This is a genomic window from Halorhabdus utahensis DSM 12940 (assembly GCF_000023945.1).
GTDB lineage: Archaea > Halobacteriota > Halobacteria > Halobacteriales > Haloarculaceae > Halorhabdus > Halorhabdus utahensis.
Genome location: NC_013158.1, coordinates 2,727,001 through 2,752,310, shown reverse-complemented (window position 1 = coordinate 2,752,310; position 25,310 = coordinate 2,727,001). Strand labels below are relative to the sequence as shown.

At 63.1% G+C, this 25,310-nt stretch carries 32 protein-coding genes; 11 read left to right on the top strand and 21 right to left on the bottom strand.

Annotated elements, in window-relative coordinates; all coding sequences use genetic code 11:
- Positions 1 to 19 precede the first annotated feature (19 nt).
- Together HUTA_RS13170 and HUTA_RS13165 are read right to left on the bottom strand one after the other, a co-directional pair.
- The gene (locus HUTA_RS13170) at positions 20 to 484 is read right to left on the bottom strand and encodes a DUF5812 family protein (RefSeq protein WP_015790409.1); all 465 of its coding nucleotides are present in this window, start codon (positions 482 to 484) and stop codon (positions 20 to 22) included.
- Positions 485 to 515: 31 nt separating this feature from the next.
- A complete protein-coding gene (locus HUTA_RS13165) occupies positions 516 to 1,061 on the bottom strand; it encodes a hypothetical protein (protein ID WP_015790408.1) in 546 nt (181 codons plus the stop codon).
- Positions 1,062 to 1,165: 104 nt separating this feature from the next.
- Between HUTA_RS13165 and HUTA_RS13160 the strand changes: the two genes are divergently transcribed.
- Complete coding sequence (locus HUTA_RS13160) at positions 1,166 to 1,939, top strand: CPBP family intramembrane glutamic endopeptidase (RefSeq protein ID WP_015790407.1); 774 nt, start codon at positions 1,166 to 1,168, stop codon at positions 1,937 to 1,939.
- A gap of 60 nt (positions 1,940 to 1,999) precedes the next feature.
- Positions 2,000 to 2,197, top strand: a complete 198-nt coding sequence (locus HUTA_RS13155) for a hypothetical protein (RefSeq protein WP_015790406.1) — start codon at positions 2,000 to 2,002, stop codon at positions 2,195 to 2,197.
- Here the strand turns inward: HUTA_RS13155 and HUTA_RS13150 are convergent.
- From HUTA_RS13150 to HUTA_RS13140, 3 genes are all read right to left on the bottom strand, one after another.
- Positions 2,194 to 2,658 carry an NOB1 family endonuclease gene (locus HUTA_RS13150; RefSeq protein WP_015790405.1) on the bottom strand — a complete coding sequence of 155 codons (465 nt, stop codon included), beginning with the start codon at positions 2,656 to 2,658 and terminating at the stop codon, positions 2,194 to 2,196. The two genes, HUTA_RS13155 and HUTA_RS13150, sit on opposite strands and share 4 nt — an antisense overlap.
- 9 nt (positions 2,659 to 2,667) lie before the next feature.
- A complete protein-coding gene (locus tag HUTA_RS13145) occupies positions 2,668 to 2,907 on the bottom strand; it encodes a PRC-barrel domain-containing protein (RefSeq protein ID WP_015790404.1) in 240 nt (79 codons plus the stop codon).
- A gap of 66 nt (positions 2,908 to 2,973) precedes the next feature.
- Complete coding sequence (locus HUTA_RS13140) at positions 2,974 to 4,215, bottom strand: RNA-guided endonuclease InsQ/TnpB family protein (RefSeq protein WP_015790403.1); 1,242 nt, start codon at positions 4,213 to 4,215, stop codon at positions 2,974 to 2,976.
- A 248-nt stretch (positions 4,216 to 4,463) separates the two neighbouring features.
- Here HUTA_RS13140 and infB point away from each other — a divergent pair, with 248 nt between their 5' ends.
- Both infB and HUTA_RS13130 read left to right on the top strand, forming a co-directional pair.
- Positions 4,464 to 6,272, top strand: a complete 1,809-nt coding sequence (gene infB, locus HUTA_RS13135; RefSeq protein ID WP_015790402.1) for a translation initiation factor IF-2 — start codon at positions 4,464 to 4,466, stop codon at positions 6,270 to 6,272.
- A gap of 82 nt (positions 6,273 to 6,354) precedes the next feature.
- On the top strand, positions 6,355 to 6,606 hold the full coding sequence (locus HUTA_RS13130) for a hypothetical protein (protein WP_015790401.1): 252 nt from the start codon (positions 6,355 to 6,357) through the stop codon (positions 6,604 to 6,606).
- A 33-nt stretch (positions 6,607 to 6,639) separates the two neighbouring features.
- On the opposite strand, the gene HUTA_RS13125 is transcribed toward HUTA_RS13130, so the two are convergent.
- The 8 genes from HUTA_RS13125 to HUTA_RS13090 form a co-directional block, all read right to left on the bottom strand.
- Complete coding sequence (locus HUTA_RS13125) at positions 6,640 to 6,912, bottom strand: DUF3194 domain-containing protein (protein ID WP_015790400.1); 273 nt, start codon at positions 6,910 to 6,912, stop codon at positions 6,640 to 6,642.
- On the bottom strand, positions 6,909 to 7,307 hold the full coding sequence (locus HUTA_RS13120) for a prefoldin subunit beta (RefSeq protein WP_015790399.1): 399 nt from the start codon (positions 7,305 to 7,307) through the stop codon (positions 6,909 to 6,911). Before HUTA_RS13120 ends, HUTA_RS13125 begins: the two co-directional genes overlap by 4 nt.
- Before the next feature lie 123 nt (positions 7,308 to 7,430).
- Entirely contained in the window at positions 7,431 to 8,060 is a 630-nt protein-coding gene (locus HUTA_RS13115; protein ID WP_015790398.1) for a hypothetical protein, read from the bottom strand.
- Between the two features lie 45 nt (positions 8,061 to 8,105).
- Positions 8,106 to 8,345: a KEOPS complex subunit Pcc1 gene (locus HUTA_RS13110; RefSeq protein WP_015790397.1), complete on the bottom strand. Its 240-nt coding sequence runs from the start codon at positions 8,343 to 8,345 to the stop codon at positions 8,106 to 8,108.
- Positions 8,346 to 8,480 carry a DNA-directed RNA polymerase subunit P gene (locus HUTA_RS13105; protein ID WP_015790396.1) on the bottom strand — a complete coding sequence of 45 codons (135 nt, stop codon included), beginning with the start codon at positions 8,478 to 8,480 and terminating at the stop codon, positions 8,346 to 8,348. It abuts the gene before it with no gap.
- Between the two features lies 1 nt (position 8,481).
- A complete protein-coding gene (locus HUTA_RS13100) occupies positions 8,482 to 8,766 on the bottom strand; it encodes a 50S ribosomal protein L37ae (RefSeq protein WP_015790395.1) in 285 nt (94 codons plus the stop codon).
- A gap of 83 nt (positions 8,767 to 8,849) precedes the next feature.
- Positions 8,850 to 9,569 (bottom strand): DUF2103 domain-containing protein, encoded by a 720-nt coding sequence (locus HUTA_RS13095; protein WP_015790394.1) that lies wholly within the window; start codon positions 9,567 to 9,569, stop codon positions 8,850 to 8,852.
- Between the two features lie 65 nt (positions 9,570 to 9,634).
- Entirely contained in the window at positions 9,635 to 11,008 is a 1,374-nt protein-coding gene (locus HUTA_RS13090) for an MFS transporter (protein WP_015790393.1), read from the bottom strand.
- A 66-nt stretch (positions 11,009 to 11,074) separates the two neighbouring features.
- Here HUTA_RS13090 and HUTA_RS13085 point away from each other — a divergent pair, with 66 nt between their 5' ends.
- Both HUTA_RS13085 and HUTA_RS13080 read left to right on the top strand, forming a co-directional pair.
- Positions 11,075 to 11,668 carry a DUF7437 domain-containing protein gene (locus HUTA_RS13085; protein WP_015790392.1) on the top strand — a complete coding sequence of 198 codons (594 nt, stop codon included), beginning with the start codon at positions 11,075 to 11,077 and terminating at the stop codon, positions 11,666 to 11,668.
- Between the two features lie 241 nt (positions 11,669 to 11,909).
- Positions 11,910 to 12,779 (top strand): hypothetical protein, encoded by an 870-nt coding sequence (locus HUTA_RS13080; RefSeq protein WP_049941354.1) that lies wholly within the window; start codon positions 11,910 to 11,912, stop codon positions 12,777 to 12,779.
- 238 nt (positions 12,780 to 13,017) lie between these two features.
- Here HUTA_RS13080 and HUTA_RS13075 read toward each other — a convergent pair whose 3' ends face one another.
- Positions 13,018 to 13,428, bottom strand: a complete 411-nt coding sequence (locus HUTA_RS13075) for a helix-turn-helix domain-containing protein (protein ID WP_015790390.1) — start codon at positions 13,426 to 13,428, stop codon at positions 13,018 to 13,020.
- Between the two features lie 136 nt (positions 13,429 to 13,564).
- Here HUTA_RS13075 and HUTA_RS13070 point away from each other — a divergent pair, with 136 nt between their 5' ends.
- Positions 13,565 to 14,149 carry a hypothetical protein gene (locus HUTA_RS13070; RefSeq protein ID WP_015790389.1) on the top strand — a complete coding sequence of 195 codons (585 nt, stop codon included), beginning with the start codon at positions 13,565 to 13,567 and terminating at the stop codon, positions 14,147 to 14,149.
- A gap of 9 nt (positions 14,150 to 14,158) precedes the next feature.
- On the opposite strand, the gene truD is transcribed toward HUTA_RS13070, so the two are convergent.
- From truD to pth2, 4 genes are all read right to left on the bottom strand, one after another.
- Complete coding sequence (gene truD, locus HUTA_RS13065; RefSeq protein ID WP_015790388.1) at positions 14,159 to 15,517, bottom strand: tRNA pseudouridine(13) synthase TruD; 1,359 nt, start codon at positions 15,515 to 15,517, stop codon at positions 14,159 to 14,161.
- Positions 15,518 to 15,608: 91 nt separating this feature from the next.
- Positions 15,609 to 16,313, bottom strand: a complete 705-nt coding sequence (psmB, locus tag HUTA_RS13060) for an archaeal proteasome endopeptidase complex subunit beta (RefSeq protein WP_015790387.1) — start codon at positions 16,311 to 16,313, stop codon at positions 15,609 to 15,611.
- Positions 16,310 to 17,047: an archaeal proteasome endopeptidase complex subunit alpha gene (gene psmA / locus HUTA_RS13055; RefSeq protein ID WP_015790386.1), complete on the bottom strand. Its 738-nt coding sequence runs from the start codon at positions 17,045 to 17,047 to the stop codon at positions 16,310 to 16,312. The genes psmB and psmA overlap by 4 nt, the downstream gene beginning before the upstream one ends.
- 123 nt (positions 17,048 to 17,170) lie before the next feature.
- Positions 17,171 to 17,509, bottom strand: a complete 339-nt coding sequence (pth2, locus tag HUTA_RS13050; RefSeq protein WP_015790385.1) for a peptidyl-tRNA hydrolase Pth2 — start codon at positions 17,507 to 17,509, stop codon at positions 17,171 to 17,173.
- Positions 17,510 to 17,607: 98 nt separating this feature from the next.
- Here pth2 and HUTA_RS13045 point away from each other — a divergent pair, with 98 nt between their 5' ends.
- Together HUTA_RS13045 and HUTA_RS13040 are read left to right on the top strand one after the other, a co-directional pair.
- Positions 17,608 to 17,889, top strand: coding sequence for a transcriptional regulator (locus tag HUTA_RS13045; protein ID WP_015790384.1), 282 nt, complete (start codon positions 17,608 to 17,610; stop codon positions 17,887 to 17,889).
- Between the two features lie 64 nt (positions 17,890 to 17,953).
- Positions 17,954 to 19,381 carry a class II fumarate hydratase gene (locus HUTA_RS13040; RefSeq protein WP_015790383.1) on the top strand — a complete coding sequence of 476 codons (1,428 nt, stop codon included), beginning with the start codon at positions 17,954 to 17,956 and terminating at the stop codon, positions 19,379 to 19,381.
- Between the two features lie 80 nt (positions 19,382 to 19,461).
- On the opposite strand, the gene HUTA_RS13035 is transcribed toward HUTA_RS13040, so the two are convergent.
- Positions 19,462 to 20,274: a hypothetical protein gene (locus HUTA_RS13035; protein WP_143920386.1), complete on the bottom strand. Its 813-nt coding sequence runs from the start codon at positions 20,272 to 20,274 to the stop codon at positions 19,462 to 19,464.
- Positions 20,275 to 20,459: 185 nt separating this feature from the next.
- On the opposite strand from HUTA_RS13035, the gene gatE reads away from it, so the two are divergent.
- Positions 20,460 to 22,355 (top strand): Glu-tRNA(Gln) amidotransferase subunit GatE, encoded by a 1,896-nt coding sequence (gene gatE, locus HUTA_RS13030; RefSeq protein ID WP_015790381.1) that lies wholly within the window; start codon positions 20,460 to 20,462, stop codon positions 22,353 to 22,355.
- Positions 22,356 to 22,384: 29 nt separating this feature from the next.
- Complete coding sequence (locus HUTA_RS13025) at positions 22,385 to 22,816, top strand: hypothetical protein (RefSeq protein WP_015790380.1); 432 nt, start codon at positions 22,385 to 22,387, stop codon at positions 22,814 to 22,816.
- On the opposite strand, the gene HUTA_RS13020 is transcribed toward HUTA_RS13025, so the two are convergent.
- Both HUTA_RS13020 and HUTA_RS13015 read right to left on the bottom strand, forming a co-directional pair.
- A complete protein-coding gene (locus HUTA_RS13020; RefSeq protein ID WP_015790379.1) occupies positions 22,813 to 23,526 on the bottom strand; it encodes an RNA methyltransferase in 714 nt (237 codons plus the stop codon). The two genes, HUTA_RS13025 and HUTA_RS13020, sit on opposite strands and share 4 nt — an antisense overlap.
- The gene (locus HUTA_RS13015) at positions 23,523 to 24,056 is read right to left on the bottom strand and encodes a hypothetical protein (RefSeq protein ID WP_015790378.1); all 534 of its coding nucleotides are present in this window, start codon (positions 24,054 to 24,056) and stop codon (positions 23,523 to 23,525) included. The genes HUTA_RS13020 and HUTA_RS13015 overlap by 4 nt, the downstream gene beginning before the upstream one ends.
- Positions 24,057 to 25,310: the final 1,254 nt, after the last annotated feature.

Below are 25,310 nucleotides of genomic sequence, written 5' to 3'. Positions count from 1 at the left end.
GACGGTCGAAGAAAAGTGACTACGGCAGATAGCGAACACTGAGGACACCATCGTCAGCCCGAATCTCGACGCGGTCGACGCCGAGACGGGCCGCCCGCCTGACCGTCTCGTCGTCGTCGATGACGTCCGCGACGGCCTGTTCGGTTTGTTCCGCCGGAACAGTCAAAACGTGTACTTCACCCTCGCCGGCACGCTCCCGGCGTGTAACCTCTCCGACGGCCTGGTCTGTGGCGATGTCCCTTGCCTGTTTGGTCGGGGTCTCCGGACTCCGCTCGATCGGTACGGTCCGGCGGTCGTGGATCGCGGCCACCTCCCAGGTGACTTCCATCGGCGGTTCGGCCCGGATCGTCGCCTCGATCACGTCATCGGTCTGGAAATCCGGGTGTGCCGAAAGTGTATGCACGTGGGAGTCGGTGACGTCCGTCAGGACCGCCGACTCGCCGTCGACGTGGGTAACCACGAACGTCCCCGTTTTCTCGCTCATACCCGAACGCAGGACTCCGTCCCTCTTTGATTCACCGATACCGGCGGTGTACAAGGGCCATGATCGCCACCGCGAGTGCCGGGACGACGGGTGCGGCTGGTTCGGGGATCGCGTAGAGGAGTTCGACGAGCGGACCGAAGACGCCATCGGCGGCGGGCCGCGTGATCGTCTCCCCGTCGAGGACGAACGACGCCGGCATCGACGCCACGGCACCGAGGTACAGCGAGACGAGAAACAGAAAGCCGGTCGTCCCGAGAGCGCGGTCGTAGCGTCGATCACCCGTCCCCCGGCGGTGGCGTCGGGCAACGAGCAACGTCGGCGCGAGTAGCGGCCCGACGATCAGCAACGCGATGAGGACGTAAAAGGCCCGCGCGCTCGTCAACAGGCCACCCGGCGTGCCGAGGGTCTCCCCGATCAGCGAGATCACCGCGAGCACGAACACCACCGTGGCGAGAGCGGCGAACAGTCCACCCACGACGATGTACACCCGGCAGAGCCGCGAATCGGTCGCACCGAAGGCGTAGGGGAACGCACCGAACACCCCCTCGTAGGCGTCTTCGCTCGTGGGTTCGGCCATGCCGAACCGTTGTCACGGCTGGCGAATAAACGCGGTGGTTTCACCCCCGGAAGGCAACCCCCGAAAGCGCAGGGTCTTTGGGGTTGCTGGCCGTCTATCTGGCCATGGCATCGGAACCCGGAGTGGACCCGAAGCAGATTCGAGCGGTCGTCCTCGCGGCCGGGTGGTCGCTCGTCGGGCTTCTCGGAAGTAGCCTCCTCGCTGCCCCGTTCCTTCTGGCAGTCCTGCTGCTGACTGATTCGCTCTCCGTCACCGCCGAATACTCGCTACAATTAGTCGCAAGCGGGGCCGGAATGGTCATCCTCGCCGGCGTGTACCTCCAGTACTACGACCTCGACGTGGAATATCTGGACGTGAAGTTGCCGAGCCTCCGTGACCTCGGGTACAGCGTCCTTGGGTTCGTCTTTCTGATGGGTGGGCTGGTCGTGGTTAGCCTGCTGACCCAGGCACTCGGTATTCAGACAGCCGAACACAGCGTTTCCGGGATCGTCGAGGAGTCCGGCAGCGCCGAGATCTATCTCGTGCTCGCGCCACTCTCCTTTCTCGTGATCGCCCCGGCCGAGGAACTCTTCTATCGAAACATCATCCAGAAGTCGTTGTACGACTGGTTCAACCGCCGTAACGCGGTCCTCATCGCCAGCGCCCTGTTCGCGCTCATCCACATTCCGGCGTACTTCACGCAGGGAATCAGGCCACTGCTGGCGACGTTGCCGGTCCTGTTCGTTCTCGCACTGGTGCTCGGGGAAAGCTACCGCCGAACCCGGAATCTCACTGTCCCGATCCTCATCCACGCCGTGTTCAACGCGATCCAGTTCCTCCTGCAGTACTACGTCGAAGTCAACGATATCGCGCCAGCCGGTGTCGCCCTGGTATCGTGAGCCGGCGGTCCGACGACTGTCTGACGCGGATTTATACTATGGCAACCATTCACAACAAGTATGCCGACCCGGTTTTCGGTCGTCGTCGACGACGACCAGGCCCGCGACATCGAGCAACTGGCCCGCGAGCACGATCTCACGGACGAAGAAGTGCTCCGGCAGTTGCTGGCGCTGGGTCTGGACTCTCTCGACGGAGACCGACCGGTCGACGATCGGGCTGATCGTGGTTCAGCCGGCAAAACTGACGCCGACCTTTAGGCGCTCGAGGGATTCTTTCGCGAAAGCGGGCTGCCACAGATCGGACAGCGGTCGTGATTCTCGTCGAACTCGCGGCCACACCCCTGACACTGGAAGTGCCACTCGCGTTGTTCTTCGATGCCGTCCTGAGCGATCACTTCGACGTCGATCTCCAGCTTCTCGGCGACGTTCTGCATCGCGTAGTCGTCGGTGACCAGTTCGCCGTCGAGTTCGAAGGCGGCGGCGATCAGGCGGATGTCGGTCGTCGACAGTTCTTCGAGGTCGCCGGTCTCGTCGGCCGCCCGGCGAATGCGTTCGACGGTCTCCTCGTCGGGGATGTGGAGATGCATCCCCGACCCCTCGAGGGCGTCGAAGCGATACGCGCTCTCGTCTTCGAGTTCCTCGCGAACGAGAGGGATCGTGGCGAGTTGCTCGTCAGTGTGATACTCGTTGATGAAAGCCGAGGCGTCGAGAACGTTCATTTAGCAACCTTAGCGTTCGATGATCATGTGGTCTTTGACAGCCTGTACGCGGCTCACAGGGACGCGAAGGCGGCCGTCGTCGTCCCGCCCGAACGCCGTCTCACCGAGCGTCTCGTCGGGCTCGATAATCAGGTTTTCGAGTCGCCCCGATTCGAGGTCCATCGTGATGTTGTACAGCATACCGAGTTCGGCCCCGTCCGAGCCCATGACGTCTTTCCCGGAGAGGTTCTCGGCGAGTATTTCGGCCATACAGCGGTGTACCCGATCCTCTTACTTGAATGTTCCCCGCGAACGGTGGCGCGGGGAATCCTGCTCTCACGAGGGCAGGCTTCCTGTTTCCACGACGTGACTTGCAGACACAGATTCAAACTGAATCGTGTCCGTAGCGGTCACAGTCTCAACAGGCGTGTCTTCGGGCCATCCCAGCCCTAACTCCTGAAAGGCTCTCTGCAACACGTTCATCGCCGCATTCGCGTCCCTATCCGTCTCGAATCCACAGGATGGGCAGGAGTGTTCCTTGATCCAGATGGGTTTCGCCGTCTCCACGCCACACCGAGCACACTCTTTGGTTGTTCCCTCGGGTTCGACCTGCACGACGTGCGTGCCGTGCAGGTCGGCCTTGTATTCGAGGAGCGTGATGAATTGTCGCCACGCCGCGTTCTGCTTGTTCCGGGCGTTTCCATCGCCCTGAAGCATCCCCTTCACGTTGAGATCTTCCACGAACACCGCATCGTACTCACGGACGAGATACTTCGTTATCTTGTGCTGGTAGTCCAGCACTTTGCGACGAATCCGACGCTTCACCGTAGCGACCTGCTTCCGTTGTTTCTCGTAGTTGTTCGACCCCTTCTCCTTCCGTGAGAGGGTGCGTTGCTCGCGGCGCAGACGCTCGTATTCGTCTTCGAGATCAAGCCACTCCACTGTCGTTCCGTCCGACGTGTGGATGTAGTTGAGAATGCCGAGGTCGATACCCACGCTGTTGCTCGCGTCCAACGAGTCCACGTCGGGCTTCTCGGGGAGGGTAGCATCGTCGATTTCCAGCCCGAAAGAGACGAACCACTCGCCAGTTGTCTCCTGTTTGACCGTGACTTCTTTAATCGTGGCGTGGTCAGGGATTGGACGTGAGTAGCGGATCTTTACCCACCCAATCTTACTGAAGCGGACGTACGCGTCTTTGTCGTGGCCCCTCTTTTCATCGAGGTCGAAACCACTTTGGTTGTACGTCACACTCCGGTAATCACTGGGCGCTTGGCGTGTGAGCCGACCGACGTTGTACCCCCTCTCCTTGAGTTTGCTCAAGACAGTGAGATTGTGGTGGAAGCGTGCGACGGTGGCTTGGGCGGCTTTCGAGTGTAGATCACGGAATAGCGGCCACTTGCGCTTCCACTCGGGGAGTTTGTTGTTCTGTTCGTACTCGCTCGGCTTGTCGTCCGCGGGGCGATTCTCGTAATCCCAGCGGACGTGGTTGTAGAGTTGGCGATGAACATCGAGATGGTGCTCCAGCCGCTCCGCTACCGCTTGTGTCGGGTAAGCTTGGTAGCGGTAGCTGTATTCCATCGCTATCTATTGATTAGAGATATGTCGACTTAATGGTTTGTATCCTGGTGTGACGGCTTCACCCCCGACCACGGTGGGTCGGGGTATTCGCCTCGCTCTTTATATAAACGCCACGGGCTGTCGGACGCATGACGGACAACGCGATCGGCGACTTTCCCCAGTACTCGCGTGGCTTGTCGACAGCGATACGAACATCTTAAATGGAGAGAACGCCGAACTCGACCAACCACTTCTCAGGGTGAGACGGGATGGCCGAACACACACCAACTGATACGACCGAGTCGTCGTCGCTCCGGACTCCCATCGTCGCGGTCCTGGGCCACGTCGACCACGGCAAAACGACGCTACTGGACAAGATCCGCGGGTCGGCAGTGACCGAAGGCGAAGCGGGCGCGATCACGCAGCACATCGGCTCGACCGCCGTGCCACTGTCCGTGATCGGCGAGATGGCCGGTGACCTCGTCGATCCCGAGGACTTCGACCTGCCCGGCCTGCTGTTTATCGACACGCCGGGCCATCACTCCTTCTCGACGCTTCGGTCACGGGGCGGCGCGCTGGCGGACATCGCCATCGTCGTCGTCGACGTCACCGACGGCTTCCAGCCACAGACCGAGGAAGCACTGGACATCCTCAGGCGAACCCAGACGCCGTTCATTGTCGCGGCCAACAAGGTCGACACGATCCCGGGTTGGAACCCCACCGACGACCAGCCGATCCAGGCGAGCAAGGAACGCCAGCCCGACCGCGTCCAGTCCGACCTCGACGAGCGACTCTACGAACTCATCGGCCAGTTGAGCGACGAGGGGTTCTCGGCGGACTTCTACTGGCGCGTCCAGAACTTCCAGAACAACATCGGCGTCGTCCCGCTGTCGGCGATGACCGGCGAGGGCGTCCCCGACCTCTTGACGGTGCTGATGGGTCTGTCCCAGCGCTATCTCAAGGAAGAGATGGCGGTCGACGTGACCGGGCCGGGCGCGGGGACAGTCCTCGAGGTCACCGACGAACGCGGGTTCGGCACGACGATCGATGCCGTCGTCTACGACGGGACGATCCGTGCCGACGACCAGCTCGTCGTGGGCGGACTCGAAGAGCCGATCGTCACCGAAGTCCGCGCACTGCTCCAGCCCCGCCCGCTGGCCGAGATCCGGACCGAAAAGGAGTTCGAGAAGGTCGATTCGGTGGCGGCCGCAGCCGGGGTGAAGATCGCCGCGCCGGACCTCGATGACGCGATGGCCGGCGCGCCCGTTCGCGTCGTTCGCGACCGCCCAGTCGAGGAAGTCATCGCCGAGGTCGAGGCCGAACTCGCGGAAGTCGAAGTCCAGACCGCGGAGGAAGGGATCGTGGTCAAGGCGGACACCCTCGGCAGCCTCGAAGCGATTTCGAGTACCCTCGAAGACGAGGAGATCCCGATCATGCGCGCGGAGGTCGGCGACGTCGCGCCACGCGACATCCGGGTCGCCGAGACCGCCAACGAACCGACCCACCGGGCGATCCTCGCCTTCGGCGTGGACATCCTCGAGGACACCGCCGCCCTCGCCGAACAGGAGGACGTCCGACTGTTCGAGAACGACGTCATCTACCAGCTCGTCGAGGAGTACGACGACCACGTCACGGCGATCGAGGAGTCCCAGCAGGAACAGATCCTCGACAACATCACCCGCCCGGCGCGGTTCCGGATCCTCGACGACCACACCTTCCGGCAGTCCGATCCCGCCGTGGTCGGCGTCGAGATCCTCTCGGGGACGATCGTCCGGAACTCCCACGTTGCCCGATTCGATGGGGGCGAACCGGAACGCGTCGGCCAGCTCAAGGGCATCCAGGACGAGGGCGACGACGTTGATGAGGCACGGGCGGGCGAGCGCGTCGCCGTCTCGATCGACGGCCCGACGGTCGGCCGGGACATCGAGGAAGGCGACGAACTCTGGATCGAACTCCCCGAGAAACACGCCAAGATCCTCGAACAGGAGCTTACCGAAGAGATCCCCGCCGACGAGCGCGAGGCGCTGTCGATGTATCTGGACAAGCGGCGGAACAAGGATCCCTTCTGGGGGAAGTAGACGGGTCGTTTTCGGCCCGTTTCAGAGGCAATCGCCGCGGGTGAACGGCGCGCTTTTGGGCGAGAGCCCCCAAGAACTGCCAATGAGTGACCCCCGTCCGGATCCCGAATACGACCGCGTGCAGGCGCTGAAGGCGGTCACGCCGTTTCTCGCGCTCGGGCTCGCTGACCTGTTGCTGTTGCTCGGGTGGGGACTGGACCCGCTGTGGGGCTTCATGATTCTGCCGCCGATCCTGTTCATCAGCGGGCTCGCGTGGATCGGCTTCCGGACCGGGTTCATCAGCGATCGAACCGACGAGAGTCCGGGCACCTCGACTGTCGATCGTGGGCACTGAGACACGCGACGAAAAGCGACGCCGACCGCCAGGTCAGGCGTCGAAAAGATCGTCGACAGCCGATCGAGCCGCGAGTGCGGCGTCGTCGGCGACCGTTTCGGGGTCGGCCCGCGCGTCAGGCGCGTTGAGGTAGACGTCGATCTCGAGTACCTTGTCTTCGAACGTCACCGTCACGTCGAGATCGTCGATCGCCGACCGGTCGAGGCGCGAAAACACGACGTCTTCGGCCGTCGCCGCGGCCGTCTCGACGACCGTTTCGTCCGCTGGTGTCTCCGCGTCAGTGGATGCTGTGGCGTCGTCGCTCATGCACCGCCAGCGCCCGGACCGACGTCCGGACCGCCGCCGAGCGCACCGCCGCCACCGCCGAGCATCTCCTGGAGTTCGCCCTGGAGTTCCTCGAACTGCTCTTCGACGCGCTCCTCCTGTTTTTCGAGGGAGTCGACGCGTACTTCGAGGTTGTCGACCGTCTCGCTGAGGTCATCCTCGGCCTCGTCGTACTCGGTCTCGACGAGGAGCTCGCCGACTTCGCGGTACATCGTCGAATCGGGATCGATGTCTTCGAGGGCCTCAAGGGCGTTCTCGGATTCGGTCAGCTGGGTCTGGGCCTGCTGTTTCTGCTGGGCGACCTGCTGGGCCGTCTCCTGGAGGTCCTGTAGTTCTTCGAGCTTCTCTTGTGCTTCAGGTGGCAGATTTCCCTGCATACCCGCTACGTTGGGACGAGCACAGAAAAACCCACCTTTTGTGGTCTCACCGCCGGCGGCGTGACAACCCCACTGCTGGCTGGGAATCTCGTCGCCATCTCCGTCCCCTCGGCGAAAAAGCCGTTACCGACCGCGGATCGCGCCGGCGATCGATCCACCGATTCCGCCGACAACAAGAGGATAGATGAACCCCGCGACGAGCAGGGCAGGGAGGAGATCCGGACCGGCGGACGCTTCAAAACTCATGAAGGAGCCGTCCGACGCGGTCGACCAGCCGGTCACCACCGCACCGACGGCCACCACGGGGATGTACCCAAGCACGACTGAGCCTCCGGCCACGGCACCCGCCGTCGTGGACCGGGCAGCAGTCGCGTAGGCGACGACCGCCCCCGCGAGCGCCAGTGCGATCACCGGGACCGCAAAGAACCACGGCTCCCAGAACACCGTCTCGGTAAGCGCGATGGGATTCGATGATTCCGTCCCTGAGCTCTCGAGGAGTATGTCGACGTTGTGTGCGCGGTAGAAAACCCAGCCAGCGAGCTTCCACCCTGTCGGGTAGTCGATCTGGCCGGCGAACTGACTAAGAATCCCAAATACTCCGGACGCACTATCGATGGCGTCAGACTTGGAGATGGCGATCACGCCATACCCCAGTACGTAGGCGATCACACCGGCCGCCAGTCCACCACCGATCGAGACCGAGTCGACAAGCGAGTCACTCCGGATCCGGTCTCCCTGTTGTCTCGTTGCCATATCAACCCAGAAGGCGAGTCGGCCGATAAACGTGCCGATGGCGGCTCAGACCCCGCCAGCTCGTTCGGCCACTTCGACAAGCGTCGTCCACGTCGTCATGCCGGCCCGCAGTGCGACTGGGTCGGCAGCGGCGATCGTAATAGAGAGCGTGTCTCCATCCCGATCGAGCCGTGCCCGGGTGCGATCACCCTCGATCTCGGCGATCTCCTGGGCGACGCTGCCCTCGATGAGTGCGGCGCTGTCGGAATCGTCGTACGCGAAATCGAGAACCGCCTCGTACTCCATTTACTCGACGCCGATCTCTTTGACGTCGCGGGACCGTTCCTTCAGCAGGACCCGGTGACCGCAGTACGGACAGCGGACGCCGCCGTACTCGTCGAGTTCGACGTCGCGTTTACAGCGCGAGCACTTGTAGGCCATCTCAGGCCTCCGTCTCCTCGCCTTCCTCGGCGAGTGCCGCGCGGATCGACCGCTGGGCGGCGCGTCCGCCGGGGGTGGTTGGGCTATAGGAACCACCGGTGAATGTGTATCCACAGTAGCCACACTCCCAAACACCGGTTCCCTGCCGGGAGACGCGGTCGCGGCCGCATTCGGGGCACTCGTGGTCGTCGTTCATGTTCGCCTCGATCTCGGCGACGCGACGGCGGGAGACTCGCCCGTATCGCGCGCCGAACCGACCGGAACTGCCGGTACGATCGTCAGCCATAGTGGTGAAATATCACGGCAGCGGGCTGATAAACCTGTTGAGTTGCGGGCAGCCGACGGGGCCGGTGCCCACGACCGGGCCGCTCACTCCCCAAGATCGGCGTCCGACAGCGCCTCGTTCAAGTCCGCCCGGACGTGCTCGCCGAGTTCCCGATCGTTGGCCGTCGTGACGACGCGGTTCTCCTGGACGCTGGAGCCGTCCCGGATCAACAGTCGGACGTTCCCTCCCTCGTCGGCGCGGGTCGCCTTCGCGCGGACACCGCCGCGGGCACTCGATCCGCTTGCGTCGATCGGGCCGGGGATGATCTTCTTGACGTGAGGGTGGCCCGCGACCGTCTCGATCGCACGCATCCCGTCGCGATCACCGATCAACGTCGAGTGGGTGCCGCCGATCTTCTCGGCCGCGCTTGCCTCGACGACCTCCAGGGCGGGCTCCCCACGGCGCTCGAGGACCCGATCGACCGGATTCTCGCCCTCGACGCGGTAACACTCGTAGTGAAGTTGGGATCGGACGGCGTCGATAACCTCGCGATCGCCGGTGACGTAGACTTCCTCGGGGCGCTTGCGATGGACCTCGTCGGCGACCTGGCCGGCGAAGTTCCGCAACTCGACGCCGCTCAACTCGCCGTCCTCCGGCGTCGTCGTCACGACGCGCCGCCCCAGGATGTCCTCGTCGTCAATGGTCGTCACTCGGGCACGCTCGCGGTCGAGTTCCAGAACGACCACGTCGGCGTTCGCCGTGTGACACACCAGGCAGTAGTCGCCGGGTCGATCGAGGTCGGCGGCGCACTGCCGGCACTGCATCAGTGTCCTATCGGAACTCCCATCGAATAAGCAGGGCGATCCGCGAGTGCATCCAGTAGAGACGGCTACCGATAGGCCTCGAATTCCTCGCCGAAGACCAGGAAGTAGCCGGTCCCGACGACGCCGACCGCGGCAGCGAGCGTGAACGCGACCTCGGGGCTAACGTAGTCCCAGAGATACCCACCGATGGCAGCGCTCGGGATGACGATCGTGTTCCGCAGGAGGTAGTACGTGCCAGTCACCCGGCCGCCCGCATCGGCCTCGGCGGGGCCGACGATCAGCGCTTTGTGCGAGGGGAGGCCGGCGAATCGAAGGCCAGAGAAGGCAAAGACGGCGATCATCGCTGTCTCCGTCGCCGGGGCGTAGATGAGGACGACCGGGAAGATCGCATAGACCGCAAATCCAAGCGCGACGACCGGTTTGAGGCCGACGTACTCGGCGGCCTTCGCCGCGGGCGCCATCACGAGCAGCGCGACCAGCATCTCGACTCCCAGGAGGATGCCGAAAAACGCCGCCGGTGAGAGGGTGACCGCATAGGTCGATCCGAGGAATCCGAACGACGCGTCGAACCCCACTTCGAGGAACTGCGTCACCACGAGGACGAAGAAGACGTACACCATCCCGTTGGCGAACCGGACGAGGGTGTCGCCGACGAGCAGCGGTCGCAGCTCCGCGGGCATCTCCCGGAGGTCCGCCCGGATCTGCTCGATCCCCGCGAAGGAGCCCCCGATCGTGTCTTCGCTCGCGTCGTACAGCCAGTGCTGGATCAACGTCCCGAGTGCGCCGAAAACCACCCCGACCAGCAGGACGTACTGGAAGTTCGTCGCGAACGAGTCGCCCATCCGTCCGAGAATCGGCGAGAGCAGGGAGACGTTCCACTGCAGTTCGAGCAGGACGGCCGCCAGCACCGGGCCGACGAGGAAGGCCACCCGGCGGAAGGTCTCCGTGCTCGCGAAGCCGGCCGCCAGCCGCGAGGGGTCGGTCGCCTGCTTGACCACAGCGAAGGAGGCTCCCAGGCCGAAGGATTTCCAGGCCTGGGCGAGGACCAGGCCGACGAAGATCCACACCCAGGGTTCGATCGTCACGCCGGCGACCGTGATCGCGTCGAACTGGCCCGCAACGAGCCAGACGGCGAAGCCGAGCGTCGAGAGAAAGCCAAACAGCGTCAGCGCGTACCGGGAGCCGATCCGGTCCGAGATAGCACCACCGGGATAGGGGAACACCGCCGAGATGACGTTGCCGAACGTGCCGTAGAGGCCGACGACGAACCCCGAAGCCCCCAGCGCAGTCATGTACTCCGGGAGGTAGCGGCTGGTCATCTGAAAGCCCAGGCTGAACGCGAACATCGCGATCGAGAGGACGAGGACGTCCCGCCTGAGTGCGAAGAACGATCGGAAGGCGTCGATCGGACCTGCCGCTTCGGCCTGCTCCGCTGGCATGTATCGGTCTCCAACGCCGACCGTCTAAAACGTGCTCCCCAAACGTTAATACTCAATACACGAATTATGAATTATATGTCGAGAACCGCCGGGAATTCCGAGCGGGCCATCAACGGCCTCCTGTCGGTCGCCCAGCTCTTAGAGGAGCCACGGCTGGCGCGACTGTACACGTTTGTCCTCCGCGAGGGGGAGGTCACCATCGACGATATCGGCGATGCACTGGAGATGCCACGGACGACGGCGTACTCGGATACGGGCACGCTCGTCGAACTTGGTATGCTGACTCGAGACGAGACACGGAAGACCCACCGGTATTCGGCCGTTCCGATTTCGCTCACTGCGACCCTCGACGGGGACGAACACACAGTCACGCCGACCCTCATCGAGGCGGTTGGACGCGCACCCCGAGATCAGGATCTCGACCTTCTGCTCGAAAAGCACGGCCTGGGAAAGCTTGCGGCCGCCCTCACCTACGCCATCCCCTATGCTGACGGCGCGATGTCCGAACGAGTGGCTGCCCGGGAATTAGATCTCCAATACGCCTTCGCCATCGCCGTCTTGCAGGCCCTCCGGGAGGTCGTCCTCGACATGCAGTCGGTTGATCCATACTTCGAAGCGATCCCGAGTGCGCGCGAGCAACCGCCCGAGACAGATGCCTGACGAGGAGCGCAGATGAGTGGGTCATTCGATCATGGATTTGTTGATCGAGGAGCGTACCTGATCCAGCGTTCCGCTTAGGGTTTTCAGATGTCCCTTCTGCTGGTTCATCTTTCCTGCTCTGCTGTCGTCATGCTACTCGACCGCCGTATGGGAGAATGACTCGCGTTGTGACCGATCCCTGCAGTGGCGTATGATACCGCCAGAGTAGAAGGTTTATACTGAGGGGTCACCGGCATAGATTGTGGTCGCGCCTGTCAAATTATCCGGGACGACAGCGTCAGGACAGGCGTTTGAGTCGGTAATCGCAATCGACGAAACCGGCATACACGAAAACAGAATCCCGACTGTTGTAAGCGCTTCATTCATCGACAGAAAGCAGTCAGTCCATGTCGTGAAGGAACTGCTCAATGCCGGTGTTGAGCCCTGGCTACAAAAATCGACAGACTTGGATGTCGGTGAACTCTATAGGTTCTTCAGACAAACTGAGATACCGACCCGAGCGCGAGCAGCCTGGGGGACACTTAATCGCGGCCAGCGGGCACTCATGGCCGTCGAGGCGATCAAAGCAGTTGTCCCAGCAGGCGTCTCTCACGACGGTGACACGACTAACTGTCTCGTCATCCTGGATGGCCGTGTCTCAAACTTCGGGGGAAAACAGAACATCCTCCGCTCCCGATCTGAGATACTTGACGACTACTTCGAGAACCAAAACAACGTCAACATCGCTTTCGCCACACTTGAAAAAGGGGACAGAACGTACCCTGAAGTCACTGTGGCAGATTGCGCCTGCAACGCTTTTCGCTATCGAATAGAACAGGGGGACGCAGTTGAACGAATAGACCACGTCCAGCGTTTCGATAGCTCACGGTCTGTTCCGTCCGTTGATTTTGAGGGGCGCATTTATGAACTGGCTCCGAAAGGAGTCGCTCAGAAGAGCACGTTTGAGTCGAAGGTGGCAGCGTGGCTGACGGGACACCGCCCATCAGAAGACGCACTCGGAGAGTTGTCCCAGCAACAATTTGAGACCCTTGTCAAGAACCGTATTGACGATGAAGACGTCTCTCAGTACATTATTGACACCGGAAACCAACTGGGGAGTCAACAGGCGTGAGCCACTACCTCACTTCCCTTCCCAGGCCACGCACCACGGGACCGTGGTGTTGACCTGCTCCCGTACTCATCTATAATGTAGTAGTCGAACTGTAAAAATATTCTGCTCCCAGAGCGACTATTTAAATGTCTTCAGTGTCAGAGCAATCGTCGCCGTTGTGCCACTGACGATTCGAAGCGCGTTCCAGTGGCAGCATTAGCTATGCGATATCCAAGACAGCTCTGAAATCCGTTGATACTCACCGCTCGGGTCGCGGTGCGGACTCGTACCGTTCGATCTCGTCGGTTTTCTCCACGCGATCGTAGATCTCTCGCAGCGTGTCTTCCGCCCGGAGAAGTTTGTGCTCCTCCAAGAACGCCCGTCCCTCCTCACTGAGGCCGTAGAACTTGTAGGGGCGGTCGTTGCGCCGCTGGTCCTCGGGAAGCAACACTTCCTCGACGATCCCGGCGTCGACGAGTTCCGCGAGGTGCTGGCGGATCGTAGTCCGACTCTTTCCCGGGTTGACGTAATCGAGTTCCTTCAGCGTCGGTAACCCGTCGGGATGGCCCAGGACGTCCTGCAGCAGCGAGAACCGCGTCTCCTGGGTGACGACGTTGAGCCGACTCCGGACGGTTTCGAGGTCGCTCGGCGGCGTCTCTGGCGTACTCATTATCACACTGTTCGGCCGCTTCGTCCAAAAGCGTTTCGCTCAAATACGAATCGGTTGGTGGCGAATCGATCAAAGACGAATCACAGAGGGAAGCAGTAGTTGGATTGAAGTGTTCGCGTGCGGAACCGTTTCCCAGATGGACGAGCAATCGGTTTCTGTCGAAGAGGTCGCCGAGAAGGCCAAGTCGTATCTCCACGGGACCTCACTCACACCCGAGGAATACGAATCGCTCAAGCAAAGCGTCGGCGAACTCGCGCCGATCTTCTCCGCCGAGCGGGCGTATTTCATCCTGGGCAGCTACGGCCAGCCGGAGATCGATCGCCTCCAGCTCGTCAAGGACCGACTCAACCAGCGGCCCGGCGCGTACGCGTTCCTGATGGTCGACGTCCGCAAAGAGTGGACGAACACCTACCTCAAGTTCCGGCTGCTGGCCGATTATACGGACGTCATCGTCGGCGTCGCCGAACACGCCCACGGCGGCTTTCTCGTCGAACAGGGCTATTTCACCGCCCTGGAGGAGTACTTCGCGAAGACGCACGTGTTCAAACGCGAGTACGAGGCCCTCGATCTGGACGAACTCGACACCGAGGTCGACAGCGAGGATCCCTACAGCGCGATGCAGACGGGCATCTTCGAAATGCTCGACGACGCAGGCCGGCTTTGCCGATGGACCACCGAAGACGACCTCCTCACGTGCGTCGAGAATCTGCCCAACGAATGACCTGCGGGCTCAAAGGTCCGCCGGATCTGCTTTCGTGATCTCCCGCAAGACGACCGTCGCATAGGAGCCTTTCGGGAGCGCAAACGAGAGCGTCAGTGGATCCCGTTCGACGGCGATGTCGGTCCGCAGGAGGATCGCCCGTCGCGTCCCCTCGGAGTGGAACTCCCCCGGAAGGTCGAAGTCCGCCGGACCGATCCCGAGATCCTCAAAGACCGCCCGTTCGATCTCGCCCGGCTCACCATCCGCCAGTTCACTGTCGGTCCCGAGCAGCGGCGCGGTCACGAACGCCCGCCCGCGCTCGCAGTGGCGGCGAACCGTCCCGACGTTGTCCGCGGTTACACGCTGCGTCCGGCCGGTATCCGGCAGTTCGATCTCCTCCGGGGCGTCGCTGTCAGCGAAGCAAACCACGTCGCCGGCCACCGGTTCGTCGAAGGGAAGCCCGCGCTCCAATCGTGCCGAGAGAATCCGATTGAACGCGTAGGACTGGGCAGCGTTGACGAACAGTTGCTGGAGGTTGGTCGGGACCGCCTCCAGCGCTTCTTGGAAGTCTTCGGGGTCGTCGGCCCCGTTCTCGACGAGGCGGTGGCACATCGACCGTTCGTAGCCCAGGCGCTTGGGGAGTCGATCGAGCGCGCCTTCCCAGTCTTCGGTTTCCGTGACGTACTTCCGGGCTTTGCGAGTATCCTCGCGCTCGCGGTCGTGTGGATTCCCGACGTACGCGAGAACGGCGTCCGTCCAGCCGCCGCGGGCGACGGCGAGGCCGACCTCGTGGGTGACCGGGCGCTGGCTGCCGAAGCGTTGCTGGCCGAAGTAGTTGGGGACGCCAATGCGGATCGAGCCGTCGTCCTCGCCACCGCCGGACGCGCTGCCGGCGAACGCGGCGAGTTCGTCGAGAACTCCATCGAGATTTCCGGGCGCGTCGGGTTCGCTGATCTCGATCTCGAAGGCGTTGCCCGCCAGATCGCCAAAGAGGATCGGCCGGCCGCTCCGGCCCAGAACCTCGATCTCGACGTTCGAGAGGTCGATCGTTTCGAGATCGGCGGGGTCGACTTTCGCGACGGAGAACAGCTGAGTCGTCTCGGCGTATTTGTCCTTCGTCCCGGCCCAGGAGACGCGTTCGCGGCTGATCCCCAGGTGATCCGAGAGGACGCTCGCGAAGTCGTTTGTGTCCCAGCCCGCGAGCGTCGCCCGGAAGACGACGTGTGGGTACGCGCCCTGCTTGGCGTCGATGGGCTCGACCTGGAAGGCTTCGACCTCACGGACGCCGAAGGCCGCGGGCTCCCGACGAAGGTGCCCGCCGACGCCGTCGCTGTCGCTGACGTAGTACTCCATGCCGACCGCTTGCTCGACGGGGTGTGCCTGTCGCATATCGAGAGTTGGGCGTCCTACACTGTCACCGGAAAAGAGCGTGCTGGTCGACGTGTGGAAGGCACGAAAATCGAAACCGAATTCTTGCCGTCTACAGCGCGTCCGCGAGGTCGTCGAACTCCTCGATCTCGACGCCTTCGTCGGTAATCTCGGCGATCACGAGGCCGTTGCCGGAACCGGTGTCGCGCTCGCTGGCGGCCTGGACCGCGTTCGTCGCGAGCTCTTTGGCCTCCTCGGTGGAGAGATCCGACTCGTACTCGCCCTCGATGGTCCCGTAGGCGACCTGCATCCCGCTGCCGGTGACGGCGTAGTCGTCCTCCATGACGCCGCCGGCGGGGTCGATCGTGTAGACGTGACTGCCCTCGTCGTCGACGCCGCCGAGGATCGGGTGAATGGCGAGGAACGGGCCACCGCGGGCGAAGTTGCCCGCGAGCGTCGCCAGCGCGTTGATACTCATCGGCTCGTCCCGACGCGTCTCATAGAGACTGGCCTCCGAGCGCAGCGTCCGGATGAACGACTGGGCACCGCCGACCGAGCCCACGAGTGTCATCGCTGCCGTCGGGTGGATCTCCTCGACCTTCACGACGTTCTTGTTCGAGACGAACCGACCGCCGAGACTCGCCCGGCGGTCAGTCGCGATCACGACGCCCTCCTCGGTCGCGAGGCCGACGGTCGTCGTCCCGGTCTTCGTCACGTTCTCGCCGTCTCCCTCGTCGGTCGCGATTTCGCCGAGTTCGGGTGCGTAGGGGTCTGTCCGTCCGCTGTCGTGGGGGTTCATGTTCAGATCAGGGTTCATTCGTCGTCACCTCCGAGCAGGTCGCGCTCTTCGAGGTGCTCCTCGATCACGTCCTGGCTCACACCGAGAACGCCTTCCTCGTCGACCGTCTGGAGGTCGACACCGTCGGGGTCGAGGCCATCGTCGTTCGGCTCCGCTAGCCCCTCCAGGGCGAGACCGACACCCTGCTCTAAGGTCATGCCGTCCTCGTAGTTGTCCTCGAAGTACTCCTGGATCTCCTCGCGACCGCCGCCGACCGCCAGTGCCGACCATTCGTAGGGTGTCCCCGACGGATCGGTCTCGAAGAGGCGGGGCTCGCCATTCTCCATGCCACCGACGATCAGCGAGACGCCGAACGGGCGTGCGCCACCCGTCTGGGTGTATTCCTGGATCGTGTCGGTGATTGCCTTCGTCAGCGCCTCGACACCCATCGGCTGGTCGTACCGTAGCCGTTCGACCTGTGCGCGCCGGCGAGCAAAGTCGATGAGCTTTCGCGCGTCGGCGACGTGCCCGGCGCTCGCGATAGCGATGTGGTCGTCGATCTTGTGCGTCTTCTCGATGCTGTCGCGCTCGATGAGCGACGAGCGCGTCTGTCGGTCCGCCGCCAGGACGACGCCCTCGTCGGTCCGGACACCGACGCTTGCGCTCCCGCGTTTGACGGCTTCCCGTGCGTACTCGACCTGATAGAGCCGGCCGTCCGGCGAGAAAATCGTAATCCCGCGATCGTAGGCCTGCTGTTGTTGGTTCCCTTGCATACTCGTAGCCTCGTAATGTGTTCACCCCGAGTTAGGGCAGATACCACATAAACCTTTCAGTAAGAGATAAATAGGTCGATTGAATGCGGTACATCGGTTCTGCGTCTCAGTGGCAAACATCACTCAGTATAACGATAGGTCTCCCGTGACGCGATCGACGGCGTCTTCGTCCGCTGGACCGACCGCCAGCGCCGAGACGGTGCCGGGTTCGAGTTCGGTGTGGCCGGCGTCCCGGACGATGGCGTGGGCCAGCCCCTCGCGTTCGGCTTTGTCGGCGAGCTTGAACAGCGTTGCTTCGCCGTCAGCCTGCAGGACGATCTTCTTCTGGCCGCTGCCCTTCCAGGCCGACTGGGTTCGACTGTCCGCGTCCTCGTAGGCCATCAAGGCGGCGTGGGCGACCTGGGCCGCGAGTTTGCCCTCGCCCATGTTCAGATCAGCGCGTGCGACGATCGCCTGCTTCATGGCTACTCCTACGCCGGAGTGGGTAAAGGCGTACTGTTCCGACTGTGGTCGTGTCGGGAAAGCCGACGGTATATATTCCCGGCCCGGCAACGACGGCTATGCAGCGGACCACGCGCGAGCGGATCGCCGATCGATTACGGGGGGAATCGCTGTCCGCGACGGCGCTCGCCGCGGCGTTCGAACTCTCGACGGCGACGGTGATCGAGCACGTCGAGCACATCGCCCGGTCGCTCGATGATAGTGACGAGCAGTTGCTGGTCGCGCCCCCGGCGTGTGAGGACTGTGGCTTTGACGGGTTCGACGACCGACTGAACGAGCCGAGTCGGTGCCCGGAGTGCCACAGCGAGAACCTTTCGCCGCCGATCTTCCGGATCGAGTGAGCAAGTCGTCCCAGCCGCCGCCACGCGGACACTTAAATTCCTGGCGTGAGTGTCCCCGGACGCAATGACCGACAGCAGGGACTACGGCAACGAGGACTACCGCATCGAGGCGGACAGCCTCGGCGAGATGGAAGTACCAGCCGACGCCTACTGGGGGGCACAGACCCAGCGCGCGATCGAGAACTTCCCGATCAGTGACCAGCGCTTCGGACGGCGATTCATCCGGGCGCTCGGCGTCGTCAAGAAGGGTGCGGCCCAGGCCAACCGCGATCTCGGCCTCTTGGACGAGGAGAAAGCCGACGCCATCGTCGCGGCCGCCGACGAGGTGATCGCCGGCGATCACGACGACCAGTTCCCGGTCGACATCTTCCAGACGGGCTCTGGTACCTCGACGAACATGAACGCCAACGAGGTGATCGCCAATCGAGCTACCGAGATCGTCGGCGGCGAGATCGGGTCGAAGAAGATCCACCCGAACGATCACGTCAACTACGGCCAATCGAGCAACGACGTCATCCCGACGGCGATGCACGTTGCGGTCCTCGAAGCTATCGAACGCGACGTCCTCCCCGGACTGGAGACGCTCCGGGAGGAACTCCAGATCAAGGAGGAGGAATTCGACGACGTGGTCAAGACCGGGCGGACCCACCTCCAGGACGCGACGCCGGTGATGCTGGGCCAGGAGTTCTCGGGCTACCGGACCCAGATCGAGAAGGGGATCGCCCGCGTCGAGGAGACGCGCGAACGGGCGGCCGAACTGGCACTAGGTGGGACAGCCGTCGGGACCGGGCTCAACACCCACCCCGAATTCCCCGAGTTGGCGGCCGAATACATCAGCGAGGAGACGCTGCTCACCTTCCGGGAGGCGGACAACCACTTCGAGGCCCAGGCCGCCCACGACGCGATGAGCGAGGTCCACGGCGCGCTTCGGACCGTGGCGGGATCGCTCCAGAAGATCGCCAACGACCTCCGACTGCTCGCCTCCGGGCCGCGCAACGGGCTCGGCGAGCTCGATCAGCCCGAGAACCAGCCCGGCTCCTCGATCATGCCGGGGAAGATCAACCCGGTCGTCGCGGAGTCGGTCAACCAGGCGTACGCCCAGGTCGTCGGCAACGACGCGGCGGTCTCGACCGGCGCGGCCAACGGCCAGATCGATCTCAATCTCTACAAGCCAGTGATCGCGAGCAACGTCCTGGAGTCCGCGCGGCTGATCGCCAACGTCAGCGGTGCCTTCGCGACGAAGTTCGTCGCAAAGCTGGAGGCCGATCGCGAGCACTGCGAGGAGCGCGTCGAGCAGAGCATGGCGCTGGCGACGGCGCTCAACCCAGCGATCGGCTACGACAAGGCCAGCGAAGTCGCCAAAGAAGCGATGAAGACCGGCCAAACGATTCGGGAGGTCGCCGTGGAGAAAGGCTACCTCACCGAAGCTGAAGCCGACGAAGTGCTCGACCCGGCGACGATGACCGAGCGCGTGATTCTCGGCGAGGAGTGATCGACTCGGTGCTCCTCGGCAAAAGATACTCACCTCGGTGATTCTCCGCAAGGGGTATCCACAGAAGCCGACAAAGCGTCTCAGCCGGCAGTGAGATTGGCTCGAGCGTCAGCGACCCACGACGGCTCATCGACGGTCACATTGCCTATTTTTTCGAATTGGAACTGGGATCGGATGGTTTCGGCGGCATCGCCGTTCGATCGAGTGAACACCACAGAGAGATTCCGAACGATCCCATCTGGAGTCACGAAAGCCGTGACTGAATAATTACTGATTCCCGTATTGACGGTGTCTGGGGCCGACCTAACGTCGATCCGGTAGTGGGATTCTCCATCGATTCGAACTGGCTCGGAACGCACCGAGTCCGCACTCAAATAGAGAGCGACCGGTGCCGTTATCCGTTGCATGAGTCGCGCGGTCGAGTCCGACACATTGATCCGATTGTATTCGACTTCGCCCGACAGGTACCGGATACTTCGAGTATACCGATCGCTGCCGTTGGCGTACTCACTGTACCGGATGTAGATCGGTTCGCCCCGTTCGTTGAGGTCCTGATTCGTGTCCCGGACGTACCGGGTTCCCTCCTCGAATGTGATCTCTTGGAAGGTGCCGAACTGTGAGGAAACGTTGCCGACCTGCCCACTCCAGTTACGCGTCGCTCGCCAGACGAACGACTGGTTGGCAAGCGCCTCTCGATGGGCATCAACGAGCCACGAGACATCGATCTCTCCGTCGGCGTAGACTCCCGGAACGACCACTTGTGCGGGAGCGTCTGCCGGATCGTCTGTCGGGACTGCTGCTGGAGTAACCGTCTCAGGTTCCTCGGAGCCGGTCAACGTCGTACACCCGGCTGTCGCCACCAGCAACGTGACCACCAGGAAACGCATTGACATACGATACCATAGCAGAGCCAGCATCAAAAACACGAGGAGACCGGCAAACGGCCCACTGTCGTCGTTTCGGAGGCACCCATCCCAGATCACATGACGACGGCATAGCCAGTCATTGCATCGCAGTGTCCTGGTAGATGACGCCAACAACGGTGCGTTTTTCCCCGCCGGCGTGTCACTCTCCCCTAATGACTGAGGACTTCGATTACGAGGCCCTTGGACTGGTCGCGGGCCTCGAGATTCACCAGCAACTCGACACGGCGGCGAAGCTGTTCTGTGAGTGCCCGACGACCCTCCGCGAGCCCGACGAATCGACGACGACCATTACGCGATACCTCCATCCAACGAAGAGTGAACTCGGCGAACTCGACGAGGCCGCACTCGAGGAGAGTCAGGTCGAACGCGAGTTCGAGTACCTCACCTACGATTCGACCTGTCTCGTCGAGGCCGACGACGAACCGCCCCATCGAGTCGACGACGAAGCGATGGCCGTCGCCTTAGAGATCGCCCAGTTACTCGACATGCGCGCTGTCGACCAGGTTCACGTCATGCGCAAACTCGTCATCGACGGCTCGAACACCTCCGGGTTCCAGCGCACCATGATGGTGGCGACCGACGGCGAGATCGAAACCAGCGAGGGGCCGGTCGGCGTCGAGGACCTCATGCTCGAAGAGGAGAGCGCCCAGCGTGTCCAGGAGACCGATTCGGGCGTGCGCTATAGCCTCGACCGCCTCGGGATCCCCCTGGTCGAGATCGGTACCGACCCGGACATCCGCTCGCCAGCACAGGCCCAGGAGGCCGCCGAACGCATCGGGATGCTCCTGCGCTCGACCGGCCAAGTGCGGCGCGGCCTCGGGACGATCCGCCAGGACGTCAACGTCTCGATCGCCGAGGGAGCACGCGTCGAGATCAAAGGCGTCCAGAGTCTCGAAGACATCGAGGCGATTGTCCGCAATGAAGTGGGCCGCCAGGCCGAACTGCTCGACATTGCCGAGGAACTCGACGACCGGGACGCCACGGTCGGTGATCCACAGGCCGTGACCGAAATCTTCGAGGGGACCGACAGCGGCGTCATCCAGGGCGCACTCACTGATGGCGGTGACGTCTGGGCCGTCGCCCTGCCCGGCTTCGGCGGCCTCGTCGGCCAGGAGATCCAGCCCGACCGTCGCCTGGGAACCGAGTTCTCCGATCACGCCAAGCGCCACGGGGCCGGCGGAATCTTCCACACCGACGAACTGCCGGCCTACGGCGTCACCGAGGCTGAAGTCGAAGCGCTGGCCGAGGCCGTCGACCTCGATCCCGACGCCGTCACTGGTGAGGAGAGCGAGGACGCGGTCGCCATCGTCGCCGACGCGCCCGAGATCGCCGAGCAGTCGATCGAAGCCGTCGCCGAGCGGGCCGAGACCGCGATGGACGGCGTCCCCGAGGAGACCCGCGACGCCACTGAAGAAGCCACGACCCGATATCTCCGACCCTTGCCCGGCGCGGCGCGGATGTACCCCGAAACCGACGTCCCGCCGGTCGAACCCGACCCGGAGGAAGTCGAAACGCCCGAACTCCTCACCGAGAAGACCGAGCGCTACCAGGAAGACTTCGATCTCGACGCCGGCCTGGCCGAACAAGTCGCCTACGGGAAGCGGTGGGAACTGTTCGAAGAAGCCGTCGAGTCAGGGGTCGACGCTACGTTGGCCGCCCAGACGGTCGAATCGACCGTCACCGAGATCCGGCGGGACGGCGCGCCGGTCGAGCACCTCACGGACGATCACTTCCAGTCGGTCTTCGGGTTGCTGGCCGAGGATGAACTGGCCAAGGAGGGCGTCCCGGATCTGCTGGCCGCCCTCGCGGAGAACCCCGACCTGAGCGCCGAGGAGGCAGCCGAGCAAGAGGGGCTCGGCAGTGCTGGCGAGGACGAAGTCCGCGAGGCCGTCGTCACCGTCGTCGAACGCAACGCAAGCCAGATCGAGGACGAGGGGATGGGTGCCTTCTCCGGGCTGATGGGCGAGTGTATGGGCGAACTCCGGGGGAAAGCCGATGGCGATGTCGTCAGCGACGTGCTCCGCGAGGAGATCCAGAAACGCGCCTGATCGCCCTGCCCGACCGGAAACTCCTTCCCATGTACTCACGCGCTCACGCCGCCATCTCGCTGGTCGTCGCTGGCGGGGTCGTTTTGGCCGTCGAACCGACGGTCGATCCCGCGCTCGCGGTGGGCTATGGCGTGGCGCTGGGCGTACTGATCGACCTCGATCACTTCGTGCTCGCGTGGCTGCTTTCAGGGAGCCTGGACCCACTCCGTCGCGTCCTCCGGGCACCCTGGATCGTCGTCACCGACCCCGCGACGATCTTCGAGGCGGACGAGCTTGGCCCCTACCACCGGCTGATCAGTCACGTCGTCATCGCTGGCGTGCTCGTGCCCGGCGTCTGGCTGGCCGTCGACCCCTTCTTCGGCGTTCTCTCGGCGGCGGTCCTCTATGCGCACTTGTTGGCCGATCTGATCGCCGACGTTCGGAACTTCAAGACGATCCCGGCCGACAAAACCCGACCCTAGTCCTCCAGTTTCTGCTCGACGCGCCTGAAGAGCCCTCGCAACGTCCGAACCTCCCGCCCTGTCGGATGGGCACGCCCGATCACCCGCCGGAAGAGCCGGCCGGCCTTCGCTCGCTTCTCCTCGGGGTGGTCGATCACCTCGAGGAAGCTCCCGAACTGGTCGTGTAGCCCCTCGATGGCCGGCTGGTCGGCCCGGTCGGTGATCTCGGGCAGCTGCGTCTCCTCGACGGTCAGCGCCCGGAGTTCGTAGAGCACGATCGTCGCGGCCTGGCCCAGGTTCAGGACCGGGTAGTCGTCGCTGGCGGGGATCGAACAGATCTGGTCGACCTCGGCGAGTTCCTCGTTGGAGAGACCGACGTCCTCGCGGCCGAAGACCAGGCAGACGTCGCTGTCTATTCCCTTGAGTTCCTCTCCGAGTTCCCGCGGCGTCACGAAGGGATACCGGACGTGCTTGGTCGCGTCCTCGTTGGTGATCGCCGTCGTCGCAACGGTATGGTAGTTGTTGACTATCTCCTCGAAGGTGACCACGTCGGCGCTGGGCATGATGTCATCGCGGGCCTGACCGGCGTAGCCGTAGGCCTCCCCGTCGGGATCGAGTTCGGGCGGGTCGACCAGTTTGAGATCCGAGAGGCCGAAGTTCTTCATCGCGCGGGCGATCGTCCCGACGTTGCCCGGGGTCTGGGCATCGACGACGGCGACGCTCACGTTCATTCGTCGATATCGAGGTCGAGGTCCTCGACGTCGGCGTCGAGTTCCTCCCGTTCGGATTCGTCCATCGCACAGAGTTCGTCCTCCAGGGAGTCGAGCGCGCCCGGATTCACGTCGGGAAGTTCGTCGCGATCCTCCTCGACGTGCTCCAGGCCGCCGTAGCCCGCCGGGGCGCGCCCGCCATCGGCGAACCACTCCTGGAAGGCGTTGGCGAGTTCCGGCTCGCCGGCGAGGTCGCTACCCCCTTCCTCGCGATACCAGTAGAGGAAGTCCGACTCGTGGGGGCCACACAGCAACACGGTCCCGGTCGGCTCGCCGTAGACGATGCTGCCGACGTTGCACTCGGCGACGTTTGCCTCGCCGTGCTCGAGGTAGCAGGCGTCACACGGTTCCCCGACCAGCGCGGTGAGCCGGAGGATGCGACTCCGGGTGTCCGGTGGCATCTCGACGAGTGTCTTGAGCGACCCATCGTCGTCGAACACGTCGTCCTCCTCGAAACGCCAGCCGCGCAACCCGATCGAAACCTTGGCCATACGCGGGGTACTCGCCTGGCGACCAAAAAGAGCGCGCTGTCGGAACGGTTGTTTCGGGCTGTGGTTCTGTGCCGGCGAATCCTACATCCAGCAACTGCCCGACTTCGTGGGTCACCATGCTGAGGAACCGATTCTGGAAGTTACTGTTCCGGAACGTGTCCATGAAGAGAGAGGTTCCGAAGTCATTCGTCGTCGTATACGCATCCCCACGTCGTGAGGCCCGGCCTGTAATGATTCCTCCCGTCGTGTTCGTTATGAGGATCATATACGCCTCCGTCTCCTCACTCTCGTCCTCGTGATTCTGCTGGCGCTGGCCGGCTGCAGTGAAACGACCGGCGACGCTACGCCGACGGAGACGATCGAGGCAACGCCCACCCTCACGGACGCCGTAACTTCACACATCCCGACAACCACACCCGCCGAGACACCTACGACTCCTCGCTGAGGCGTTGACCTGATTTCACCGACACCCTGGGGGCTGAAGACAACTCACTCCTCACGAGCGTATTCACGGCAATCACATAGTGACAGTCGATCACTGCAACAACATTGCTCAGTAATTCGGCTCCCAGGGTTCGTCACATCGGGGACACCGATCGGAAGCCGTCGCGATATTGTCGTACGATTTGACGAAGCCACACTCCGGACACTTCATCTCGCGAGCCATACACCAGGCCACAGACGGATCTGTGTTAAGCATTCTTCTGAGACGGTTTCGATGGGGTCAGTTGCTTGCGGTCGCGTGGCTGTGCGAGAAATTCGAAAGCGCGATGTGACGACTGACCGCACCTTTTTGTACTGGAACGCGGCCAGCCCAATGCATACCCGATCTCCGCTCGCAGGACTGGCTGCTCGTCGCCGAGGCACTGATCCGCTTCGCTGGGAATCCACGCGACTTGGAAAGTCCTCGTGAGCGCCGCGCGTACGAACTCGCGGAGGCGATCGCGGCCGAGCAAGGGCTCGCGCCGGGCGAGGCCCTGCAGCAGATCGACGACGAGTGGTCTGAGCCATCGTAATCATGTGACTGGCTGGAGTCTGGGTCATCGGCCCTGCCCGCGGCAAGTGTGGATTAATCATCAGGATATAAACGAGCTCACTCAGCAATCGTGGTTATATTTTCGACACAACGACGGTCACCAACGTATTCTATCGTAATGTTTGAATCAGACCTAGTGATTCTATGCTTTGAGAAAAAGGTCGAATCACAGGAATCCTCTTCAACCGCCGTGGTCAAATAGTTCGGGAGTTCCGTAC

Coding starts and splice junctions, on each gene's coding strand:
- HUTA_RS13170 (WP_015790409.1), bottom strand. CDS start 484: ATGAGCGAGAAAACGGGGACGTTCGTGGTTACCCACGTCGACGGCGAG.
- HUTA_RS13165 (WP_015790408.1), bottom strand. CDS start 1,061: ATGGCCGAACCCACGAGCGAAGACGCCTACGAGGGGGTGTTCGGTGCG.
- HUTA_RS13160 (WP_015790407.1), top strand. CDS start 1,166: ATGGCATCGGAACCCGGAGTGGACCCGAAGCAGATTCGAGCGGTCGTC.
- HUTA_RS13155 (WP_015790406.1), top strand. CDS start 2,000: ATGCCGACCCGGTTTTCGGTCGTCGTCGACGACGACCAGGCCCGCGAC.
- HUTA_RS13150 (WP_015790405.1), bottom strand. CDS start 2,658: ATGAACGTTCTCGACGCCTCGGCTTTCATCAACGAGTATCACACTGAC.
- HUTA_RS13145 (WP_015790404.1), bottom strand. CDS start 2,907: ATGGCCGAAATACTCGCCGAGAACCTCTCCGGGAAAGACGTCATGGGC.
- HUTA_RS13140 (WP_015790403.1), bottom strand. CDS start 4,215: ATGGAATACAGCTACCGCTACCAAGCTTACCCGACACAAGCGGTAGCG.
- infB (WP_015790402.1), top strand. CDS start 4,464: ATGGCCGAACACACACCAACTGATACGACCGAGTCGTCGTCGCTCCGG.
- HUTA_RS13130 (WP_015790401.1), top strand. CDS start 6,355: ATGAGTGACCCCCGTCCGGATCCCGAATACGACCGCGTGCAGGCGCTG.
- HUTA_RS13125 (WP_015790400.1), bottom strand. CDS start 6,912: ATGAGCGACGACGCCACAGCATCCACTGACGCGGAGACACCAGCGGAC.
- HUTA_RS13120 (WP_015790399.1), bottom strand. CDS start 7,307: ATGCAGGGAAATCTGCCACCTGAAGCACAAGAGAAGCTCGAAGAACTA.
- HUTA_RS13115 (WP_015790398.1), bottom strand. CDS start 8,060: ATGGCAACGAGACAACAGGGAGACCGGATCCGGAGTGACTCGCTTGTC.
- HUTA_RS13110 (WP_015790397.1), bottom strand. CDS start 8,345: ATGGAGTACGAGGCGGTTCTCGATTTCGCGTACGACGATTCCGACAGC.
- HUTA_RS13105 (WP_015790396.1), bottom strand. CDS start 8,480: ATGGCCTACAAGTGCTCGCGCTGTAAACGCGACGTCGAACTCGACGAG.
- HUTA_RS13100 (WP_015790395.1), bottom strand. CDS start 8,766: ATGGCTGACGATCGTACCGGCAGTTCCGGTCGGTTCGGCGCGCGATAC.
- HUTA_RS13095 (WP_015790394.1), bottom strand. CDS start 9,569: ATGCAGTGCCGGCAGTGCGCCGCCGACCTCGATCGACCCGGCGACTAC.
- HUTA_RS13090 (WP_015790393.1), bottom strand. CDS start 11,008: ATGCCAGCGGAGCAGGCCGAAGCGGCAGGTCCGATCGACGCCTTCCGA.
- HUTA_RS13085 (WP_015790392.1), top strand. CDS start 11,075: ATGAATTATATGTCGAGAACCGCCGGGAATTCCGAGCGGGCCATCAAC.
- HUTA_RS13075 (WP_015790390.1), bottom strand. CDS start 13,428: ATGAGTACGCCAGAGACGCCGCCGAGCGACCTCGAAACCGTCCGGAGT.
- HUTA_RS13070 (WP_015790389.1), top strand. CDS start 13,565: ATGGACGAGCAATCGGTTTCTGTCGAAGAGGTCGCCGAGAAGGCCAAG.
- truD (WP_015790388.1), bottom strand. CDS start 15,517: ATGCGACAGGCACACCCCGTCGAGCAAGCGGTCGGCATGGAGTACTAC.
- psmB (WP_015790387.1), bottom strand. CDS start 16,313: ATGAACCCTGATCTGAACATGAACCCCCACGACAGCGGACGGACAGAC.
- psmA (WP_015790386.1), bottom strand. CDS start 17,047: ATGCAAGGGAACCAACAACAGCAGGCCTACGATCGCGGGATTACGATT.
- pth2 (WP_015790385.1), bottom strand. CDS start 17,509: ATGAAGCAGGCGATCGTCGCACGCGCTGATCTGAACATGGGCGAGGGC.
- HUTA_RS13045 (WP_015790384.1), top strand. CDS start 17,608: ATGCAGCGGACCACGCGCGAGCGGATCGCCGATCGATTACGGGGGGAA.
- HUTA_RS13040 (WP_015790383.1), top strand. CDS start 17,954: ATGACCGACAGCAGGGACTACGGCAACGAGGACTACCGCATCGAGGCG.
- HUTA_RS13035 (WP_143920386.1), bottom strand. CDS start 20,274: ATGTCAATGCGTTTCCTGGTGGTCACGTTGCTGGTGGCGACAGCCGGG.
- gatE (WP_015790381.1), top strand. CDS start 20,460: ATGACTGAGGACTTCGATTACGAGGCCCTTGGACTGGTCGCGGGCCTC.
- HUTA_RS13025 (WP_015790380.1), top strand. CDS start 22,385: ATGTACTCACGCGCTCACGCCGCCATCTCGCTGGTCGTCGCTGGCGGG.
- HUTA_RS13020 (WP_015790379.1), bottom strand. CDS start 23,526: ATGAACGTGAGCGTCGCCGTCGTCGATGCCCAGACCCCGGGCAACGTC.
- HUTA_RS13015 (WP_015790378.1), bottom strand. CDS start 24,056: ATGGCCAAGGTTTCGATCGGGTTGCGCGGCTGGCGTTTCGAGGAGGAC.